Genomic DNA, 19973 nt, shown 5'->3' with positions numbered 1-19973 from the left:
GCTACGCTTTGACTGTGTCAGCAAACTCCGCCGCGTCGACGGCCAAAATCAGTGCCGCCCTCGGCTCCATGGAGCAGGGCTCTGTGGTGTCCGAGGTGGCGGAACGCCTGCTGGCTTACTTCACCAGCGGCGAAATCGCCCCCGGAACCCGCCTGCCAGCCGAGCGCACACTGGCTGCATCCTTGGGCGTGGGCCGTTCCGCTGTCCGCGAGGCCCTGGCCGCCCTCGAGATCCTCGGGATTGTGGTTGTCCGGCCCGGCTCCGGAACATACCTGCGCGACGGCGTCTCGGAACTGCTCCCCCGCACGCTCAGCTGGGGAATGATGCTCGGTGCTCCCCGGACCCGGGAACTGGTGGAACTCCGCGGCGGGCTTGAGGTGCAGGCAGTCCAGTTGGCGGCCCAGCTGATCACCGATGAAGCATTGGACCGCATGCAGGCCAACCTGGACACCATGGCGCAGAACCTCGATGACCTGAAGGCCTTCGTAGAGGCGGATGCCGCCTTCCACCGCGAAATCGCGTCCGGCTCAGGCAACCAGGTCCTGGAGGAACTGCTGCAAAGCATCCGCTCGCTGCTGCGGATCTGGGTGGACCGTGCCCTGACGGACGAAGGGCACGCTGCCGCGGCACTGGCTGAACACACGGAAATTTTCCAGGCACTGAAGTCCCGGGATGACGCCGCCGTCACAGCGGCCATGCGCTCCCACATGAACACGGCGGCCAGACGCCTGCTGGCCGGCTACGACGCCGACCGCCTTGAGGCCGGCGAGTAGCCCGAACCATGGCAATGTCCGAGCGTGAAACTCCGGCCCAGGCGGACCGTCCGGGCAGAGTCCGCTCGGTGCGTCCGGTGGGAACGCGCACAGTACTCGCGGAACTCTCCGGGCTGCAGGACGTGCTCGCACTGCAGGCTGCGCTCCTTGAGGCGCCGCTTCCGGGGCAGCAGGACGTCCTGGCTGCGGCCGAAACCGTCATGGTCAGGGCAGAGTCGCCGGCAGCCGCCCGGCGCATTGGCAGGATCCTCCTGGAGCTGGACCTCACGACCCAGGCGCCGCAGGACGGCGGGCTGGTGGTCATCGATACGGTGTACGACGGCGACGATCTCGCCGAAGTCGGGAAACTGACCGGCCTCGGCGTTGAGGGCGTAATCGCCGCGCACTGCGGCCAGACCTGGACCGTGGCGTTCGCCGGCTTCGCCCCCGGCTTCGGCTACATGGTGGGAGAGAACCAGTCGCTCGAGGTTCCCCGCCGGAGTTCCCCGCGCACCGCTGTCCCCGCGGGGTCGGTCGCGCTGGCCGGAAACTACTCCGCCGTCTATCCGCGCAGGTCCCCCGGAGGCTGGCAGCTGATCGGCCGCACCGGAGCCCGCATGTGGGACCTCCACCGTCCCGAACCCGCTCTGGCAAGCCCGGGCCACCGGGTGCGGTTCCGCGCGGTCCGCGACGTCGTCCAGATGGCGCCGGAGCCCTCCGCTGCACCGGGCGGGGAGCAGCCAGCCACGCAGGCCAGTTCCGGGCTCCGTGTCCTTTCGCCGGGAATCCAGAGCCTGATCGAGGACCTGGGCCGGCAGGGCCATTCCGCTTTGGGTGTCTCCGCGGCCGGGGCACTCGACCGGGCCTCGCTCCGCAGGGCCAACCGCCTCGTGGGAAACAGCCCGTCGGCAGCTGCCATCGAAACCGTGTCCGGCGGGCTCAGAGTGCAGGCCGTCGGTGACCAGGTCCTGGCCGTTGCCGGCGCACCGTCGGACCTCTCGGTCCTCACGCCGTCGGACGCCGATTCCGGAGAAGCCGAACAGCGGCGCACCATTCCGGTGGCCACACCCTTCGCCCTCCTCGACGGCGAAATCCTCACCATCGGGGTTCCGGAAGCAGGCTTCCGGAGCTACCTCGCCGTTCGTGGCGGCGTGGCGTCCGAGCCCGTGCTCGGCAGCCGTTCCACGGACACCATGTCCGGAATCGGGCCCCCGCCCCTGGCCGCCGGACAGCTGCTGCCCGTCGGCATCGAAACGGAATCCGGCGTCGTGGGCAATCCGGAGGTCCAGCCCGACTACCCGCGCGGGGTCACCGTACTGGACATCGTCCCGGGCCCCCGCGCGGACTGGTTCGACCAGGCTGCCCTGGATTCACTGTGCGGGCAGGACTGGACGGTCACACCGGAATCCAACCGGGTGGGCATGAGGCTGCAAGGGACGCCCCTGCAGCGCAGTCGCACCGGCGAACTCCCCAGCGAGGGAACAGTGGCCGGCGCAATCCAGATGCCGCCGGAAGGCCTGCCCGTGCTTTTCCTCGCGGACCATCCCATCACCGGCGGTTACCCGGTCATCGGCGTCGTGGTGGACCACCAGCTTGACCTGGCCGCCCAGGTTCCCATCGGCGGACGCATCCGCTTCCGCATCTCCCCCGAATACAAAACCCCCGGAAGGTCCTGATGCCAGCAACACGGGTCAGCGCCGAAGACGGCGGCGGGACCTCCCGCCGTGGGGACCTCCCGCCGTCGTCCGCCGTTTGACGCGGGTGCCCGTGATTGTTCACAGTGAAACCGTGCGGTCAAACGTCAAAAATGGAGCCTCCGGCTCCCCACACCCGGGCAGGCAACCCTGGGTGCGGAACACCACCGCGCTGCTCTGCTTTCTGGCGGTGTCGTGGACGGTGTCGATGCTGGGGTCCCTGCCGATCAGGATGAACGCCAACGGCTGGTACGCCGCTGCGGAGAAGGCCCCGTGGACCCCGCCCGGATGGATGTTCGCCATGACCTGGTTGACGCTGTACACCGCGATGGCGGTGGCTGCCTGGCTTGTCTGGGCAGCGGCGGGTCCCCCGCGGTGGCGCGCTCAGGCTCTACGCGATCCAGTTGGCACTGAACCTCGCGTGGCCGCCTGTGTTTTTCGGCATGTACCCGATGCTGGGGACCGCCGCCCTGTGGCTGGCATTGATGATTCTTGGAGCCCTCACCGTGGCAGTGATTCTCACCGTCCTCCGCTTTGGACCCATCAGCAAGGCGGCCGGGCTGCTGATGCTGCCGTATGTTTCATGGCTCGTGTTCTCGGGAAGCCTGAACCTTTACGCAGCCCTGCACAACTGAGTCGTGCGGCGGCGTGGCTGGTTTGCGGTGCTTGTGCCCCCGCCGGAGCCTGCGCTACCGCCTGCCCCGCGGTAGCCTTGGGACGTGGAGGGCAGATGACGGTTCGAAGCGCAGGCATCCTGCTGTACCGGCAAAAGGCGGAATCGGAGCCGGACGTCTGGATAGCCCATATGGGCGGGCCGTTCTGGGCCCGCAAGGACGACCATGCCTGGTCCATCCCGAAGGGCGAGTACCTCGAAGACGAGAATCCGCTCGTAGCCGCCATGCGGGAATTTTTCGAGGAGATGGGCACCCCTGCACCTCCCGGCGACTACACCGAGCTTGGCGCTTTCCGGCAGCCCTCAGGCAAGATCATCACGGTCTTCGCGGCCGAGGCGGATTTCGAGCCCGAGCAGATTGTGAGCAACACGTTTTCGCTGGAGTGGCCCAAAGGGTCCGGGGTAGTTCGCGACTATCCCGAGATCGATGCCGCCAGGTGGTTCACAGCATCCGAAGCGCGCACGAAGCTGGTGAAGGGGCAGGTACCGATCCTCGACACGCTCCTTGAGCTCCTGGAGCCCGCTTAGCCAGTCACGACGACCAGCTCCACCGGGACTGCTCGGCGGACCGCGTCGTCAACGGGAGAATGCCCGTCCGCCCACTGGACGATGTCCCGAAGTGCGGTCTCGTCGGCGTCCGCGGCCGCCACACGGACCACTGTGCGCAGACCAAGAGGCCCCGCGGGAACTTCATCGCCGAGTCCCAGCATGCCACGGTTATCAGATTCACTGTCGACCTCGACTTCCAGCAGGGACAGGTCCACGCCCTTCTCCGCCGCCCGCATCGCAATGAGCGAGACGAGGCAGGCGGCGCTTGCGGAGCGCAGCATCCAGCCGGGGGTGGGCGCGGAACCTTTCCCGCCGACGCCGGGTGCCATGTCCGTCACCATGGACCAGCCGCGGGGACCGTCCACGCGCACCCGCAGCCCCTCCTCCAGCACGGCCGTGGCCTTCGAGTCGCGCGAGCGCGCCTTTTCGGGGCTGTCACTCAGGTACTGCCTGGACCTACTGATCGCTTGGGCTATTTCCGACTGCGACATGCTTGTGCTCACTTCCGCAACACGATCCGGTTCGGACCGGGCAAGAATACACCTCCCGGCCACGAGGAGAAATGCCCTGCAGCCATCCTCTGGAGGGCGGCCGCGGGGCCCCGGTGCTGGAAGAACCTCACTGGATCGGCCGGCGGCGATATTATGTGCCAGTGGCTGGCAGGGTTTCGACGGGCGACGTCATCGCGTTTCGTCTGGGCGCCCATAATCTCGCCGAACGATTGGGCGACGGCGGGGTGCTCGAGGCCGCCGGCCGGTGCGGGATTCAGAACAGCCCGCCCGGGTCGGCGTTGCTTGCCCTGCACGCGAGGGTGCGAAGCCTCACGCCGGAACAGGTGGCCAGCGCAGTCGCCGAGGACAAGAGCCTGCTGCAGATCTGGTGCATGCGCGCCTCGCCGTTCTACTTTCCGGTCTCTGACGCACCGGTATTCACCACCGGCGTGCTGCCGCCCACCGAGGAGGCCATGCGCCATCTCGTTCCCGGCGTAGAGCAGGCGCTGGAGAAACTTGGCCTGGCCCTGATCGAGGCGGTCGGGCTCACCGGCGCGGAGATCGGTGACGTGCTGTCCGGGCGCAGGCTCGACATCAACGAGCTCGGCGCCGAGATCAGCACACGGATTGCCCGCAGGCTGCCGAAGCGGCAACGCGACATCTGGGAGGAAGAAGGTCCGTACGCCCCGGGGCAACCGCTCGGTGAGGGCGTCGTACATTTCTGCGTCCGCATCCTCACCCTGCAGCGGGTGGTCTGCTTCGCGCCGCGCGCCGGGAACAAAGCACCACTCGTCCTCGTCGACGAGTGGCTTGGCCATCCGATCCCGGACATCGACCCGGACCTCGCGCGCGCCGAACTGCTTCGCCGCTACCTGCGCTGCTACGGGCCGTCGACACGCGGAGACTTCGCCGCCTGGGCGGGGATCCATGCCGGTGACACCGGCCCCTGGTGGAGCTTGGTCGAGGACGAGCTGACAAGGGTCGAGTTCGGTGGCACCGCTTGGATCCTCACCGAGGATCGGGACGCACTGCAGTCGGCGCAGATGCCGAAGGGTGTGCGCCTGCTCCCGCCCCATGACCCTTACACCCAGATGCGCGACCGCGAAACGATCGTCGACAGGAAGCACCACCGGGACGTGTGGATGATGGTCGGCGAACCCGGCACGGTCCTCGTGGACGGCAAAATCACCGGCACCTGGCGTCCACGCAAGAGCGGCCGGAAGCTGACCGTCACCATCACGCCGTTCGGCTCGCTGTCAGACCGGGACAAGACGTCGCTGCAGAGTGAGGCCGAGCAACTCGGGCCGTTGCGGGGCGCGTCGTCCGTGGACGTCGAGTTCGTCACCGGCGCCGGTTGACTTCAGCGGCCGGCTGAAAGGCTCTCCCGGCCACCTCCCCTCCCAGCGATTCGTCCTGGTCCGGCGGGGACGGTTTGTAGACCCATGCCACGAGAACCACCGAAATGATCATCAGCAGGAACCAGGAGACGAGCTTGTCGGGTGAGACCATGTGCCAGCCGTCCAGCTGGTTGGGGTAGAGCCAGGCACCGGACCAGGTTGCGATGTTCTCGGCGATCCAAATAAACAGGGCCACGAGCAGGAACGCCAGGACCAGCGGCATCCGGAACTGCCGGTGGAACACGCGGAAGTGCATCAGGCAGCGGCCGAAGATGACCACGACGGCGGCCAGCAGAACCCAGCGGCCATCAAGGATGTAGTGGTGCGTGAAGAAGTTCGCATAGATGGCTGCGGCCAGGATCGCCGTGACCCACCGCCATGGATATCTGGCGAAGCGCAGGTCGAAGAGCCGGAAGACCCGGACCATATAGGATCCGACGGCGGCATACATGAAACCGCTGAAAAGCGGAACCGACCCAATGCGCAGGAAGCCCTCGGCCTCGTAGGACCAGGATCCGACGTCGGTCTTGAACAGTTCCATCACCGTGCCCACCAGGTGGAAAAGAACAATCACCCGGAGCTCACGGGCAGTTTCCAGCCGCGTGGCGACCATCAGGATCTGGATGGCGACGGCTGCGAGCGTCAGGAAATCGTTCCTGGCCAGCGCGGCGCCGTCCGGATACCAGAGTCGGGCCGCCAGGATCACCGCGAGGAGCGCGGCGCCGAAGATGCACGCCCATGCCTGCTTCAAACCGAAGACGGCAAACTCGAGAAGCCTGGAACGGACGCCGTCGGCAGCTGCACGGTCCAGAATCCGATGTGCACGCTCATCGATTCGACGCTCGACAGACGTGAAGCTGCGCATGGTTACCCCGTTCCCCCGCCACGAGTGGCACTGTGTATTTATCCGAACCACCCAGGAGGCCGCCTCGGGCGGCCGAACCGGCGTGGTGACGAAGAAACCACCTTAACGCAACAGACGACGGCGGGAGTCCCGCCGTCGTCGTGGGCGTTCAGCCGGAATCGGCCATCTAGGTTGCGGCTTCCGCCTCCGCCAGTTTGATCATGCGAAGTTCGTCCGCCACCGCGCGGGAAGGCCAATGGTCATGGGTTAGGTCCCTGATGCGGTCTTGATCGGCGGCAGGAAAGAACCTGTCGATCAGCCCCGTTGCCCGAAGCAGGGCGATCAGCGCCCTGGTCCTGGCATCGGTCGGCGCACCGCGAAGTGCTGCCTGAATCTTTTCCAGGACACCGGCTTCCGGCGCGTGGTCCTTCTCCGGGTACCGCGTGGTCCGAAACAGCCCGAGGTGCCTTTCGCCGACGTGCTCCACGATGCCAAGCGACGCCATACCCTCGTAGACGCGGTGCAGTTCGGCGCGGCTCTCCAGCATGGAGACCCACCGCCTCGGAGAGTGGGGCCGTGATTTGTCACGGATGAGCTCCCACTGGTGCTGGAATTCGGAGTCCGGAGCGGCACCGGTGGCCCGCACGTGCTTTCCCTCCAACTCGATGGCCCCCAGCAGATCCAGTTCGGCCAGTATGGCCCCTGCCAAAGCGGCTCTGAGCACGGGCTGCTGGACGTCCGGCTCGCCGTCCTTGTCGTTCGTTGCCAGAAGTAGGAAAGCCTGGGGAATGTTCAGCTCCGCGGCGCTCGGTGATTCAGCGTTCATACCATCATGGTGGCGCAGTTAGGCAACCACCACAACGGGGACTCAGAGCCACGAAACCTCCACATTGGGGCGTGAAATTCACGAGCCCGAAGCTGGAACACTATCTGCAAACAGAATTGCATAGTACATTTGATGCAATCAGCCTTGCAGAGTGATCTGCGTAACGGAAAGGTCTGGATTTGAATCCCAACGCTGTCGATCCTGAAGCCGGCACATCAGCCACGAACGGCGCCAACGCCTCGCATGCGTGGCTCGGCGACGCGCTTCCGGACGTTCCGCTGTCCAAGGCCCAAAGCCGGGTCGTCGATGTCATAGCCCGCAATCCCCAGCTCTCCTCATACGCAGACATCGCCGAAATTGCACAGCGGGCGGACGTCAACAATTCGACTGTCGTGCGTGCAGCGCAGCATCTGGGCTACCGTGGCTGGCCCGATCTCCAGCGGGAACTGCGCTCCCGCTATCTGGTCATGATCTCCACCGAGGACACGCTGACCGAACACGGGGAACACCGCAGCCCCCTGCATGACGCGCTCAATCACGACATCGAGAATCTGCGGCTGACGCTGGATTCCAATACGGCCGACGACGCCGAGGCCGCCATCGCCGCCATGGCCGCCGCCAGGTCCATCACCGTGGTCGGACTCGGTTCCTTCGCCGGCCCCGCCAGCGTGATGGCGCACCTTGGATCCACGATGGGATACCCCATCACCCTCGAGAACCGTGGCGGCGTCCACCTCGCATCCAGTGCCAACTCCCTCGGGGACGGGGACGTCCTGGTGGTCATTAACATGTGGCGCTCCGTCCGGCAGATCATCGTCACCGCCGAAGCGGCGAAGCAGGCGGGCGCGAAGGTCATTGCCATCAGCGACATGCGCCGCGGTCGCCTGGCAGCCGCGGCCGACCACCTCCTGGTGGTGGCCTCGGAGGGGATCTCCTTCTTCCAGTCCGTCACCGCCGCAAACTCGCTGGTCTACGGCCTGCTCGCAGGCATGGAAGCCGCCCACCCCGAACGCAGCCGCACCGCCATCCGCCGCACGCAGCAGCTGTGGAAAGACCTCGACATCTACCTCGACTGATGTGCCCCCGCCTCACCCAGACCAACGCCCTTCCCCCAGGAGTAATTCATGAACACCGACACCGACACCGACACCCACACCGACCGCCGCATAGCCGTCATTGGCCTCGGCTCCATGGGCGGAGCGATGGCCGCCACGCTTCACCGTGCCGGCTGGAACGTCACCGGTTTTGACCCGTCCGAAGCAGCGCGGGCCGCGGCATCCGCAGCGGGAATCGCCAGCACGGCCAATCTCACGGATCTCGCCGGCACCCCCTACGCGGTCCTCTCCCTCCCGGCAGCGAACGTCGTCGAAGACACCGTGCCGCGGCTCCTGGCATCGCCGGGAACCGTCGCGATCATCGACACCACCACCTCCGAACCGGCCACCAGCAAACGCATGGCCTCCCTGGCCGAGGAACAAGGGGCAGCCTTCGTGGATGCTCCGGTCTCCGGCGGCCGCGACGGGGCGGCAACGGGAACGCTGAGCGCCTTCGTCGGCGCAACCGACGCGGCTCTTGCCGCCGCCGAGCCCGTCCTGCTGGCACTCACCGGCGGCAAGTACAACCACATCGGCGGCCCCGGCAGCGGCAACGTGGTCAAGCTCCTCAACAACGTCCTGGCCGCTGCCAACCTGGTGTCGGTGGGCGAGGCCCTGGGCGTCGCCAAGGCCTATGGCATCGATCCGGCCAAGGCGGCAGCGAGCATCAGCGACGCTTCCGGCGGCAGCAAAGTCTCCGCGAACATGTACCCCAACTGGGTGCTGTCCGGCACCCACGATTCGGGGTTCTCGCTGGGCCTGATGGCCCGCGATGCTGCCCTCGCCGTTGACGTGGCAGCGCAGATCGGCGAAAGCCCGGCGCTGCTGGCAGCGGTGGCCGGCCAATGGCAGGAAGCCCTGGCCGCCCTCGGACCGCGTGCGGATTTCACCGAGATCGCGCGGACCGTGGCACCGGCCATCACCCCCGCCGGCGCACCCAACACCCCGACCGCCGCCTAGGCACCAAGCGACAAAAGGACCAGCACATTGAGCATCACAACAGCACCCACCTCGTCCTCGGCAGCCACCGCCCGGGCGGTCCTGGACGCGGCATTCCCGGGCGGCCTGGGAGCTTTCCTCGACGGCCGGACTGTTCCCGGCGGCGGCGAAAGCATCACCCTTACGGCCGCGGCAACCGGTGAAGCCTTTGCCGCCTACGCCGACCCCGGAGCGGAGGGCGCCCACGCCATCCTGGAAAGCTCGGCCGCCGGCGCAGAGACCTGGGGCGGGCTGAACGGGTTCGAACGCGCGGCAATCCTGCGCAACGTCAGCCGCTTTGTGGAAGCGCATGCGGAGGAGCTTGCCATCCTCGAGTCAGCCACCACGGGCAAGCCCATCCGTGACGCCCGGGTTGAAGCCTTGAAAGTGGCCGAAATGTTTGGCTACTACGCCGGCTGGGCCGACAAACTGACCGGGCAGACCATTCCGGTTCCCGGGCCGTGGCACACCTACACCGAACGTGTCCCCTGGGGTGTCGTCGTCGCCATCACGCCGTGGAACGCGCCGCTGTTCACCGCCGGCTGGAATTCCGCCGCCCCGCTGGCCGCCGGGAATGCCGTGATCATCAAGCCCAGTGAATTCACGCCGGCCTCCACGGTCCGCCTCGCCCAACTGGCCCACGAAGCCGGGTTGCCGGCGGGCGTTTTCAACGTCGCGGCCGGACTGGGCCAAACGGTGGGCGCCGCCCTCACCACCGACCGGCGGGTGGGCAAAGTCAGCTTCATCGGCTCCGTCCCCACCGGGCGCCGGGTGGCAGTCGCCGCGGCGCAGGCCGGGATTCCCGCCCTGCTGGAACTCGGCGGCAAGAGCGCCAACATTGTTTTCGCGGACGCCGACCTGGAACGTGCCGCCGACGGTGCGATCGCGGCAATCTTCTCCGGCGCGGGGCAGTCCTGCGTGGCCGGATCGCGCCTCCTGGTTGAGCGCAGCGTGCACGAAAAGTTCGTTGAGCTCGTCGCGGACCGGGCCGCGCGGCTGCGCGTCGGTGACCCGCTGAGCGCGGACACCGAGGTGGGCCCGATCATCACGGCGCAGCAGTTCGCCACCGTCACCTCCCTCATCGAGGCAGGACTGCACGACGGCGGACGCCGGCTCACGGGGGCAACGCTCCCCGATGCGCTCGCCGGTTCGCCGCTGGCCGGCGGGCACTGGGTCATGCCCACCCTGCTCGACGGGGTAACACCGGACAACCGGCTCGAAACCACAGAGGTCTTCGGACCCGTCGTCGGAGCTGACGCGTTCGACACGGAGGCAGAGGCGATTGCCCGGGCGAACAACACCAACTTCGGCCTGGCCGGGGCGGTGTGGACGTCCGATGTTTCCCGCGCACACCACGTTGCCCGCCAAGTGAAGGCCGGCACGTTCTGGATCAACTCCTACAAGACCATCCACGTGGCGGTTCCGTTCGGCGGTTTCGGCGACTCGGGCCACGGCCGTTCCTCCGGGCCCGGAGTCCTGGACGAGTACACGCAAACGAAAGCCATCTGGGTGCCCACCCGCGCTGCAGGCGCTCCCTTCCCGTCCCTGTCCTACTAGGAGGCAGCAGATACCCATGGAACTGACAGACACAACAGCAGGCATGGCGACTCTTCGCGCTGCCCTTTCCAACGGCGTCGAGAACTGGAAACCGCGGATCCAGGCCATGGCGCACGAAATCCACACCAACAAGGAGCTGTCCTTCGAGGAGGTCCGCTCGGCCGAAGCGGCAGCAGCGCTGCTGGCCGAGGGCGGCTTCGACGTCGAACGCGGCACCGGCGGCCTTCCCACGGCCTTTACCGCGAGCGCCGGCACCGGCGAGCTGACGGTAGCCCTGTGCGTGGAATACGATGCGCTTCCCGATATTGGACACGCCTGCGGGCACAACCTCATCGCGGGCGCCTCGGTGGCCGCCGCACTTGCCCTGCGGCCCTACGTGGACGAGCTGGGCATCACGCTGAAGGCCATCGGAACGCCCGCCGAGGAGCACGGCGGCGGCAAGGTCCTGCTTCTCGAGCGCGGGGCGTTCGACGGCGTCGGACTCGCCCTCATGGTCCACCCCGTGCAGGACGGAGTGACCTACAACCCGGCGGGCACCAGCGCCCAGGCCGTGGGCCGGTACAGGGCGGAGTTCACCGGTAAGGCATCGCACGCGGCCGCGGCGCCGCACCTCGGCGTGAACGCCGCGGACGCGGCGGTGCTGAGCCAGGTCGCCGTCGGGCTGCTGCGCCAGCAGATACCCGGGGACCACCGCGTCGCCCTCTACGTTGCCGAGGCCGGACACGTCACGAACATCATTCCGGAGCGGGCTGTGGTCGAGTTTGAATGCCGGGCCTTCACCATGGGGGAATATGAGGCCTTGCTCGAGCGTGTCCGCCGCTGTTTCGAAGGAGCCGCCCTGGCCACCGGAACCACACTGGCCATCGAGTCATCAGAGCCGGTTTACGAACCGCTGCTCCAGGACACCGCGCTGGCGGCGCACTGGACCGAGGCCATGGAGGTGTTCGGCAAGGACACGTCGCCGTCGTCCGGCATCACCGGCGGTTCCACCGACATGGGCAACATCTCCCAGGTCATCCCGAGCCTGCATCCGTGGCTCAGCATTCCCGGTGCGGACGTGGCAATCCACTCGCACGGGTTCGCCGCCCTTGCCGATTCCCCGGAGGCGTACGGCGTGATGTTCGAGGCGGCCACCGCGCTGGCCTGGACCATCGCCGCCGCGGCCGCCATTCCCTCCGAAAGGGCACGCTTCACCAAAGCGGCATACCGCCGTCAGACTTTCACCCAGGAAGGCACGTCATGAGCACCAGCACCACACCCGCGCGGACCGACAAGGCCGGGACGCGGCTGACGCTTCCCATCGCTGCGCTGGCCTTCGTCATTGCCCTCGCGGTCCAGTTCATCGGCCAGGCCAAGATTGATGTCGGCATCGGCTCCATCGTCATCTTCCCCATGGTGTGGGGTCTGATCCTGGGGCTTTTGGTCTCCATCCAGAAGTTCAGGCCTCTGGGCCTGGATCTGCAAAGGGTCGCAGCCGCCCTGGTGGGAGTGGCCGTTCTGCTCCTGGTGGCCAGGCTGGCCTTCAACATCGGCCCCAGCCTCCCCACCCTGATCAAGGCGGGGCCGGCGCTGCTGTTGCAGGAAGTGGGCCACCTGCTGGGCACCATCGCACTGGCCCTCCCGCTGGCTGTTCTGCTCCGCATGGGAAAGGCGACCGTGGGGGCCACGTTCTCCCTTGACCGGGAGCCGTCCTTCGCCATGGTGTCCGAAAAATACGGCCCCGATTCGGACCAGTACCGTGGCGTGCTGGCCATGTACGTCTTCGGGACCCTGTTCGGCGCCGTGTTCATCACGCTGCTCACCTCCCTCGTGGCCAACTGGAAGATCTTCGACCCGCTGGCCCTGGCCATGGGGGCAGGCGTGGGATCCGGCTCCATGATGGCGGCATCATCAGCCAGCATTATCGCGGCCTACCCCGGCGACCAGGAAGCCATCCTGGGCATGGCAGCGGTTTCCAACCTGATCACCACCATCCTTGGCGTCTACGTCGGCATCTACATCGCGCTGCCGCTGGCGGACCGTTTCTACAGGGCCCTCACCCGCCGGCAGACGCGGGAAGCTGCTGCTGTCACGGCCGGTGCCGCCGCTGAGGGCGGCCGGGCCGACATGGAGCGGTACGAGGCCCAGGCCGAAGAAAACCGGCGGTTCCGCGAACGGGTCGCCGAATCCTCAGCAGCCATACATCTCCCGCTGTGGCTCTCCCTGTCGGCGCTTACAGTCCTTGGCATCGGCACTGCCTCGGTGGCGGCCAAGGGGTTCAGTCTGTCGATTGTCGCCGGGTACGGGATCATGCTCGCACTGGTCCTGGTAAGCATTGCCCTGTCGAAAGTCACCAGGAAGATTTCGGCGATCGTCTACATCACCACCATCGGTGCCTACATCTCCAGCCCGTGGTTCTTCGCCGCCGAAGCGCTCACCGCGGTGATCAAAACGGTCGACTTCCTGTCCATCGCCACCGTCATGCTGACGCTCGCCGGACTGTCCCTGGGCAAGGACATCCCATTGCTGAAGAACATCGGCTGGAAGATCATCCCGGTTGGTCTGGTGGCCATCACGGCATCCTTCCTGCTGTCCACCATAATTGCGCAGCTCGCGCTGGGGCTCGGGCAGTAGCGCGCCCGCTGCCGCAGGGGGTGAACGGACGACGGCGGGACCTCCCGCCGTCGTCCCCGTGCGTTCCGAGGATCCGCACCGTATCCGCGAACTGAACGCGTAGCGTGGTACTGAACAGGCACCGACGACAACAAAGGGAAACCCCACGTGGCAGATACAGACCCCCGGAGCGAGGGCGGACGAAGCGGCCTTTCAGCCCGGATCCTTGGCGGCGGAACCGAACCCGATCCCCGGTTCACCCTCGCCAACGAGCGCACCTTCCTGGCCTGGATCCGCACCTCGCTCGCCCTTCTCGCAGGCGGCGTCGCCGTCGAGGCCTTCATGGCCGACCTCTTCGGCCCGGAACTCCGCAAAACCATCGCGGTGCTCCTGCTCGTGCTCGCCCTCGTCATCGGCGGCGGATCGTTCTTCCGCTGGCTGAACGTCGAGCGCTCCATGCGCCAAAAGACCCCGCTGCCGCTGCCCTGGATCGCACCCATCCTCGCCGCCGGCGGCGCCCTCGTCGCCGCCATCATGGTCGTCTTCGTCCTCGTCCGCGCCACCTGACCCGTGCCGGCACAGAGCGATACACCAATTCACGGCGACGCCGGTCTGCAGCCTGAGCGCACGGACCTCGCGTGGGGCCGCACCACCATGTCCATGGTGGTGGCCGCCGCCATCTTCCTCCGCTGGATGCCGCACCACGGCTGGTTCGCCGGTACCCTGGTGGCCGCCGCCGTCCTGACCGCCCTGGCCATCAACCTCACCCGCAGGCGCCGCCTCCGCCGTGCCATCCGCGGCATCCAGCAGGATGTGATGGCCCCGGACATCGCGTCGACGGCGGCCGTCGCGGCGAGCGTGGTCCTTCTCGCCGTCCTGGGGATTTATACCGTTCTCTTCCTTCCGCTCGAGTAAGGAAGTTGTACCAGTTCGTCCGCCTACGCAGGTGTCAGGCGTCCTCGAGGGCGAGGTTGCTGGAGAGTTCGCGGTGCGCGTCGGCCTGGTCGCGGAGTTCCCTGGACCGGGTCTCGAAGGTGCCGACGGCGTCCGCTCCGGCGGCAAAGCGCAGCGGCGGTTCGTCCAGCCCGGCCAGTTGGATCAGGGCGTCGGCGAGCTTGGCCGGGTCGCCGCCCTGCAGGCCGTTCATGCCCTTCCACGCGGTGACCGTCTGCTCGGTCCGCTCGGCGTAGTCGCCAATGGTGGATTCGGCGTACTGCGTGGATTCCGGGGTCAGCAGTTCGGTGCGGAAGAAGCCCGGTTCCACGATCATGGTGCGGATGCCGAAGTGTGCGATTTCGGGGGCGAGGGATTCGGCCCAGCCCTCGACGCCGAACTTCGATGCGGCGGAGGCCGCCGCGGCGCCCGGCGCGACGGCGCGTTGGCCGTCCGCGCCAGATCCATCAGGTGCACCCGCTCGGCCTCGTCCAGCTGAAGGGCGGAAGAGACAGCCTCGAGCACGGAGTCGGACACACCGCGGAGGCTGCCGCGCTCCAGCCGCGTGTAGTAATCCGTGCTCACCCCGGCGAGCTGCGCCACTTCTTCACGGCGCAGGCCCGGCACACGTCGCAGATGCCCGTAGCTGGGAATGCCGGCCAGCTCGGGGCTGATCTTCGCGCGGCGCGAGATCAGGAACTCACGGATGTCGTCTTTTCTGTCCACAACCATCACGCTACGCAGCCTCATCGGACTGCGGCAGTGTCTATCAGACACCCCCAACCCCTTGTGGCGGCGGCGAAGCCGACGACGGCGGGGCCTTCCCGCCGTCGTCCCCCTTGCTGCTCAGACGTGCTGGTCTACAAGGACCGGGTTGCCATCCGGATCCAGCACAATGAAGCTCGCCTCAGAATTTAAGCTGGGCCGCTCCGAATGACACGGCGAACTGTACGCACCACAGATCAACGGACTTGTACTTCGAAAGATCAGCGTCTGCGGGAATTGCATACACCTGGTTGCCCTGGTTTCCCTTGATCAGACCGAGGTCAAGATACGCCGCGGAACCGGCCGTGTACCACCCGGCGGTTCCCTCCACGACGTCGGCGGCGCTGAGCCAGACGTGCACATCCGGCCCGTTGGAGGTGTCGAGATTCTCCAGGGTAAGCACCCGCGTGCCGTCCGCCTGCTTAATTATCCGGACGTTCCCGGTCGTTGCGTGTTCGTGGCTGATGAGGGAGCCTGAGGCTAGCTGGACCGGGCCGGCGGGGGCTTTCTGCGTAGGGGTCGCGGGCGGGGAGGGCACCTCGGAAGCCGCGGTAGGAGATGGTGCCGCCCGTTCGGGGGACACAGCAACGGTCGGCAGCGCTTCATCCACCTTTACGTCGACAAACAGCAGCCACGGTTTGAACAGTGCCAGCCCAATAGCGAGCACGACGGCGGCAGCCGCCGCCGCGATGATCCACCCCCGCTTGCGCCCAGTGGCCTTCGCCGTCACCATCCGGCACCCCGCAGTGACGAGACGACGGGTCCGAATACATCTGCACTCATGAATCCATCCTCCACTTGCCTGCCGCATCCGGCAATGGGCTGGAAATGCAACAGGCTACCCAATGTATATCAGTTGAAAATGATCGCTTTTCATGGATTATCCGGACTGGGCGCGTCGGTGAACCGGGTGCTGCTGCCCGGCTCAGTCTGCGGGGGCCAGACTGGCTGTGAAACCGCCCCTGCGGTCCCGGATCGACGCGAGGTCGTCGAACGACCCGATCCGCACGATTCCAGGAAAGTACCCGACGCGCTCGTAGTAGAGGACGAGGGCCTGGTCAGGCGCGTAGTAGCCGATGGTCAGTGGATCTGCGTCATCGCCGGCGGGCACGCCGTCGAGCGAAAGAGGCTCCGGTAGCTTCGCGATTTTTTCCTGACCGCCGTGATCGCTGAAGGAGAGCGTCAAGGGAAGCCGCTCGATCAGGGACCGTGCAGTGGCGTTACCGGAGAGGGCTCCGGCCACGGTCTCGCCATCGATCCGGATGGTGATCGGGGTGCTGCCTGCTGTCGCTTTCATGCTCATGGTCAGTCCTCGATCTTGTCGGTGGTCGGGCGGGGAGGACGGCGCCGGAGTGGCAGAAGCCGGAGCGTTCGAGGGGGTGCTGCACCCGGCGAGGGACAATGCCAGCGCGAAGACCGCGGCCAGAGTCGGGTTTTTCAGTCGCATGCTGGACACCTTTTCTTCCTTCCTGCGCCATCAGCGCCCGGGTTGATATCCACCACACCATGTATCTGCGGGCGGAGGGAGTCCCGCCGGAAAGGGGTACCTGGAGGGACTCCTTCAGCGCAGTCGGGGCGCCTATCGTGGATTCATGGACAACCGTGCAGACGTTCGCGAATTCCTCACCTCACGGCGTGCCAGGATCTCGCCCGGGGAGCTCGGGCTGCCCACAGGGACGAACCGCCGTGTTGCCGGGCTGCGCCGCAGCGAAGTGGCAACACTCGCCGGAGTGAGCATTGAGTATTACACCCGGCTGGAGCGGGGCGCCATCAGCGGTGCGTCCCCCGAAATCCTTGACGCCATCGCCCGGGCCTTGCGCCTGGACGACGCCGAACGGGCGCACCTGTTCGACCTCGCGCACGCAGCAAGCCCCGTGGCACGCCCACCCAAACGCCGGAGTTCAAAGAGCTGGACGCCGCACACGAGCCTTCAGTGGGCTCTCGACGCCGTCACTTCCGGGCCGGCGTTCGTCCGCAACGGCCGCATGGACCTGCTCGCCGTCAACACACTCGCGCGCGCCTTCTACAAGGACGTGTACGACATGCCTGGCCAGCCGCCGAACCTCGCCCGTTTCATCTTTCTCGAGGAGCGCGGCCGGGACTTCCACCCGGACTGGGACTCCGCGGCCGACGTCGTTGTCTCCATCCTGCGCGCCGAAGCCGGCCGGGACCCGCACAACAAGGAACTCCATGACCTGGTCGGTGAGCTGGGCACGCGAAGCCAGGAGTTCCGACGCCGCTGGAGCTCGCACAACGTCCGCCACCACGGCGCCGGCTTCAAGACCTTCCGCCACCCGGTCGTCGGCGAGATCACCATTGCCTACGAGGGACTCGAGATGGCCGCCGAGCCTGGGCTCACCCTGACCATTTACACCGCTGAGCCGGGTTCGCCATCTGAAGAGGCCATGCGTCTGCTCGCATCCTGGGCCGCCACTGAGTACCCGCAACAAGCAGGGCAGCAGCAGGCAGGGAAACAGCCCGCCGGCTGAGGCGTCGCTCCGGTAGAGACACGCCCTTAGATCGGCCCTACCCGTCCACCCTCGTCGAGCCCTGAGAGCGAAGTGCCAGGGTGCGGTGGATGCCTGTGTGATCGAGAGCGCCGTCGCCTCGGCCCACCATCTCGTCGAACAACCCCGTCACGGTGCTGCTCAGCGGCAGTTCAAGGCCTTCCGCAGTTGCCGCATCAAGGATGAACATGAGGTCTTTGAGCTGGTTCTGCGCGCTGCCGCCGCCGGCGAAGTCGCCGTTGAGCCACCTGTAACCCTTTTGCCGGAGGACAGCGGAATCGGCCAGCCCGCCTTGCAGCAGCTCGAGCATAACCGCCAGGTCCAAGCCTCCATTGCGTGCCAGAAGCATGGCTTCGGAAACTGCCGTCACTGTGGCGGCAACGACGATCTGGTTGCAGGCCTTGGCGAGAGCCCCTGAACCACTCGGGCCCATGTACCGGACGGTGGTGCCCATGGCCCGGAGCATGGGCTTCATGGATAGGGCCGCGTTCTCATCCCCACCGACCATGATGCTGAGCGTTCCCTGCTCCGCCCCGACGGTGCCGCCGCTGACTGGCGCATCAAGGACCGTGACCCCGTGCTCGCGGAACAAGCGTTCGGCAAAGGCCGCCACGGCGATCGGTGAGACTGTCCCGTGCACCACGAGGAAGGGGCGGGTGATGCCCTTTGCCGCCCAGCCGGACAGCAATCCGTCCTGTCCCGGCAGCAGGGATTCGACCTGGTCCAGATCGGGCAGGACCGTGAGGACGACGTCGGACGCGGCATCCGCCGGCGATGCGGCGGCGCGCGCACCCAGTGCAACCAACTGTTCCGCTTTGGCGGACGTCCGGTTCCAGACCGTGAGACCGCCGTCGAAGTCCAGCAGCCGGCGGGCCATGGGCCCGCCCATCGGGCCGAGTCCCAGCAGTGCGAGCGAGCGTCGCGTGGTTTCCGTCATGAACAAGTCCTTACGTTTTGAGGCGGCCGGCGGCTGGGCGGGAGCAGCAAGCAGCCAGGACACCGGGGGCAATAGGCGGGAGTGGTAACAGGTGGAACCGGTTCACTTTTTGTACCATGCAGGGCGCCCCGGTGTAAATGACCCCTCCGGCAGCTCACGCGCGGCGGGAGCCAGCCCGGGTGCCCGGATGACTAGGCGGGCGGCTTCGGCCGGGCAACGCTGGAGCGTTCGATGAGCTCCGCATCGACGCGGACAACAGTCGGTTTTCCGGAGGTCTTGCCGCTGGGGTTGGACAGTGCCAGCCGGACGGAGTGCCGGGCCAGCAGATCGATAGGCTGCCGGACGATGGTCAATGGTGGGGTCATGAGTTCGGTCCAGGGGGAATCCTCGAACACGATGACCGACAGTTCCTCCGGAATCGAAACCCCGGCATGCACGAGGCGCCGGAGTACGGCCGTCACCTGAGCGGTATTGGCCACCACGAGGGCAGTGGGCGGATCCGCAAGGTTGAGCAATGCCGTCGCGGCATCGCCGCCAGCCCCGCCGCGGAACGCGACGGACCGGATGAGAAGGTCATCCTGAGCCAATCCGGCGGCTTCAAGCGCTTCGCGGTAGCCGGCGATCCTGTCCCGCCCGGTTGTCGATGACGCCGGGCCGGAGATTATCGCGATGCGGCGGTGTCCATGGGCAGCCAGCAGGGCCGTGGCCGAGCGCGCCGACTCGGTGTTGTTGATGGCGACAACGTCGACCGCCGGCAGCGACGGGATCGAGCGGTCAACAAAGACCACATCGGTCCCCATATCCTGGAGCCTTTTCCAGGTTTCCAGATTGTTCCCGGTGGGCGTGGCGATGATCCCGCTCACCCTCCGCTCAATGAGCGTAGCGAGACGCTCCGACTCAAGCTGGTCGTCCTCCTGCGTCGTCATGAGAAGCACCTGGATTCCGCGGGAGTGGGCCTCCTGGACGACCTGGTCCGCCAGCCGGGCAAAGAAGGGATTGGAGACGTCGGCCAGGAGCAGCCCCAGTGTGGTGGGCGGGCCGTGCTTCAGTTCCCTCGCCGCCGTGCGGGGGTGGTACCCAAGGGATTCCATCACGTCGTTCACCCGGCCGCGGGTCGCCGCCGCCACCGGCCCCGAGCCCGGATTGAGGACCCGGGAGACGACGGCAACGGACACCCCCGCAGCCGCGGCAACATCGCGTATGGTCGGCTGCTTCTGCACGTGTACTCCTCAATCGGCTGCTGCGGCTCCCCGGAACCTCCGGCAGGAACTTTTTCAGACTAGGGTATTGACCTCGTCGGGCAGGTATGACATAAAAGTGTAACCGGTTCCATTATGTTTACTTCGGAGCCGGTTGTCTACCACAGCACCGCCAGGGTCCGAGG

21 protein-coding genes and 2 pseudogenes are annotated in these 19973 nt (G+C 66.8%); 13 read left to right on the top strand and 10 right to left on the bottom strand.

The window, feature by feature from the left end:
- Positions 1-14 precede the first annotated feature (14 nt).
- Together AC6CH3_RS19350 and AC6CH3_RS19345 are read left to right on the top strand one after the other, a co-directional pair.
- A complete protein-coding gene (locus AC6CH3_RS19350; RefSeq protein ID WP_498133962.1) occupies positions 15-773 on the top strand; it encodes a FadR/GntR family transcriptional regulator in 759 nt (252 codons plus the stop codon).
- Between the two features lie 14 nt (positions 774-787).
- Entirely contained in the window at positions 788-2428 is a 1641-nt protein-coding gene (locus AC6CH3_RS19345; RefSeq protein WP_498134004.1) for a 5-oxoprolinase subunit B/C family protein, read from the top strand.
- Positions 2429-2527: 99 nt separating this feature from the next.
- On the opposite strand, the gene AC6CH3_RS19340 is transcribed toward AC6CH3_RS19345, so the two are convergent.
- Positions 2528-2770, bottom strand: a complete 243-nt coding sequence (locus AC6CH3_RS19340; protein ID WP_498134006.1) for a hypothetical protein — start codon at positions 2768-2770, stop codon at positions 2528-2530.
- On the opposite strand from AC6CH3_RS19340, the pseudogene AC6CH3_RS19335 reads away from it, so the two are divergent.
- A pseudogene (locus AC6CH3_RS19335) lies at positions 2655-3081 on the top strand (TspO/MBR family protein). The gene AC6CH3_RS19340 and the pseudogene AC6CH3_RS19335 overlap by 116 nt on opposite strands.
- Positions 3082-3176: 95 nt before the next feature.
- On the top strand, positions 3177-3647 hold the full coding sequence (locus AC6CH3_RS19330) for an NUDIX hydrolase (RefSeq protein ID WP_498133961.1): 471 nt from the start codon (positions 3177-3179) through the stop codon (positions 3645-3647).
- Here the strand turns inward: AC6CH3_RS19330 and AC6CH3_RS19325 are convergent.
- The gene (locus AC6CH3_RS19325; RefSeq protein WP_498133960.1) at positions 3644-4159 is read right to left on the bottom strand and encodes an OsmC family protein; all 516 of its coding nucleotides are present in this window, start codon (positions 4157-4159) and stop codon (positions 3644-3646) included. The genes AC6CH3_RS19330 and AC6CH3_RS19325 overlap by 4 nt on opposite strands.
- Before the next feature lie 155 nt (positions 4160-4314).
- On the opposite strand from AC6CH3_RS19325, the gene AC6CH3_RS19320 reads away from it, so the two are divergent.
- Positions 4315-5517, top strand: a complete 1203-nt coding sequence (locus AC6CH3_RS19320) for a winged helix DNA-binding domain-containing protein (RefSeq protein ID WP_498133959.1) — start codon at positions 4315-4317, stop codon at positions 5515-5517.
- Here AC6CH3_RS19320 and AC6CH3_RS19315 read toward each other — a convergent pair.
- Positions 5501-6421 carry a DUF817 domain-containing protein gene (locus AC6CH3_RS19315; protein WP_498133958.1) on the bottom strand — a complete coding sequence of 307 codons (921 nt, stop codon included), beginning with the start codon at positions 6419-6421 and terminating at the stop codon, positions 5501-5503. The two genes, AC6CH3_RS19320 and AC6CH3_RS19315, sit on opposite strands and share 17 nt — an antisense overlap.
- Before the next feature lie 166 nt (positions 6422-6587).
- Positions 6588-7226 (bottom strand): GOLPH3/VPS74 family protein, encoded by a 639-nt coding sequence (locus tag AC6CH3_RS19310; RefSeq protein ID WP_498133957.1) that lies wholly within the window; start codon positions 7224-7226, stop codon positions 6588-6590.
- Between the two features lie 179 nt (positions 7227-7405).
- On the opposite strand from AC6CH3_RS19310, the gene AC6CH3_RS19305 reads away from it, so the two are divergent.
- The 7 genes from AC6CH3_RS19305 to AC6CH3_RS19275 all read left to right on the top strand — a co-directional run bounded on the left by AC6CH3_RS19305 (position 7406) and on the right by AC6CH3_RS19275 (position 14362).
- Positions 7406-8302 carry a MurR/RpiR family transcriptional regulator gene (locus AC6CH3_RS19305; protein ID WP_498133956.1) on the top strand — a complete coding sequence of 299 codons (897 nt, stop codon included), beginning with the start codon at positions 7406-7408 and terminating at the stop codon, positions 8300-8302.
- Positions 8303-8350: 48 nt separating this feature from the next.
- On the top strand, positions 8351-9280 hold the full coding sequence (locus AC6CH3_RS19300; protein ID WP_498133955.1) for an NAD(P)-dependent oxidoreductase: 930 nt from the start codon (positions 8351-8353) through the stop codon (positions 9278-9280).
- A gap of 27 nt (positions 9281-9307) precedes the next feature.
- The gene (locus AC6CH3_RS19295; RefSeq protein ID WP_498133954.1) at positions 9308-10855 is read left to right on the top strand and encodes an aldehyde dehydrogenase family protein; all 1548 of its coding nucleotides are present in this window, start codon (positions 9308-9310) and stop codon (positions 10853-10855) included.
- Between the two features lie 16 nt (positions 10856-10871).
- On the top strand, positions 10872-12098 hold the full coding sequence (locus AC6CH3_RS19290) for an amidohydrolase (RefSeq protein WP_498133953.1): 1227 nt from the start codon (positions 10872-10874) through the stop codon (positions 12096-12098).
- Positions 12095-13468: a DUF3100 domain-containing protein gene (locus AC6CH3_RS19285; protein ID WP_498133952.1), complete on the top strand. Its 1374-nt coding sequence runs from the start codon at positions 12095-12097 to the stop codon at positions 13466-13468. The genes AC6CH3_RS19290 and AC6CH3_RS19285 overlap by 4 nt, the downstream gene beginning before the upstream one ends.
- 147 nt (positions 13469-13615) lie before the next feature.
- Positions 13616-14014: a YidH family protein gene (locus AC6CH3_RS19280; RefSeq protein WP_498133951.1), complete on the top strand. Its 399-nt coding sequence runs from the start codon at positions 13616-13618 to the stop codon at positions 14012-14014.
- A 3-nt stretch (positions 14015-14017) separates the two neighbouring features.
- Entirely contained in the window at positions 14018-14362 is a 345-nt protein-coding gene (locus AC6CH3_RS19275; RefSeq protein ID WP_498133950.1) for a DUF202 domain-containing protein, read from the top strand.
- 34 nt (positions 14363-14396) lie between these two features.
- Here AC6CH3_RS19275 and AC6CH3_RS19270 read toward each other — a convergent pair whose 3' ends face one another.
- The 4 genes and pseudogenes from AC6CH3_RS19270 to AC6CH3_RS19255 all read right to left on the bottom strand — a co-directional run bounded on the left by AC6CH3_RS19270 (position 14397) and on the right by AC6CH3_RS19255 (position 16592).
- On the bottom strand, positions 14397-14717 hold the full coding sequence (locus AC6CH3_RS19270) for a hypothetical protein (RefSeq protein ID WP_498133949.1): 321 nt from the start codon (positions 14715-14717) through the stop codon (positions 14397-14399).
- Between the two features lie 74 nt (positions 14718-14791).
- Positions 14792-15112: pseudogene (locus AC6CH3_RS19265) on the bottom strand (helix-turn-helix domain-containing protein); the annotation flags it as partial.
- 175 nt (positions 15113-15287) lie between these two features.
- A complete protein-coding gene (locus AC6CH3_RS19260; RefSeq protein ID WP_498133948.1) occupies positions 15288-15878 on the bottom strand; it encodes a DM13 domain-containing protein in 591 nt (196 codons plus the stop codon).
- A gap of 192 nt (positions 15879-16070) precedes the next feature.
- Complete coding sequence (locus AC6CH3_RS19255) at positions 16071-16592, bottom strand: cyclophilin-like fold protein (RefSeq protein ID WP_498133947.1); 522 nt, start codon at positions 16590-16592, stop codon at positions 16071-16073.
- A gap of 145 nt (positions 16593-16737) precedes the next feature.
- Here AC6CH3_RS19255 and AC6CH3_RS19250 point away from each other — a divergent pair, with 145 nt between their 5' ends.
- Positions 16738-17634, top strand: a complete 897-nt coding sequence (locus AC6CH3_RS19250) for a helix-turn-helix transcriptional regulator (protein WP_498133946.1) — start codon at positions 16738-16740, stop codon at positions 17632-17634.
- A 37-nt stretch (positions 17635-17671) separates the two neighbouring features.
- On the opposite strand, the gene AC6CH3_RS19245 is transcribed toward AC6CH3_RS19250, so the two are convergent.
- Together AC6CH3_RS19245 and AC6CH3_RS19240 are read right to left on the bottom strand one after the other, a co-directional pair.
- Positions 17672-18589, bottom strand: coding sequence for an NAD(P)-dependent oxidoreductase (locus tag AC6CH3_RS19245; protein WP_498133945.1), 918 nt, complete (start codon positions 18587-18589; stop codon positions 17672-17674).
- 191 nt (positions 18590-18780) lie between these two features.
- Positions 18781-19809, bottom strand: coding sequence for a substrate-binding domain-containing protein (locus tag AC6CH3_RS19240; protein WP_498133944.1), 1029 nt, complete (start codon positions 19807-19809; stop codon positions 18781-18783).
- Positions 19810-19973 lie beyond the last annotated feature (164 nt).

This window comes from Arthrobacter sp. GQ119, assembly GCF_059759125.1.
The sequence above is the reverse complement of the archived record's forward strand: the minus strand, read 5'-3'. Positions and strand labels throughout refer to the sequence as shown.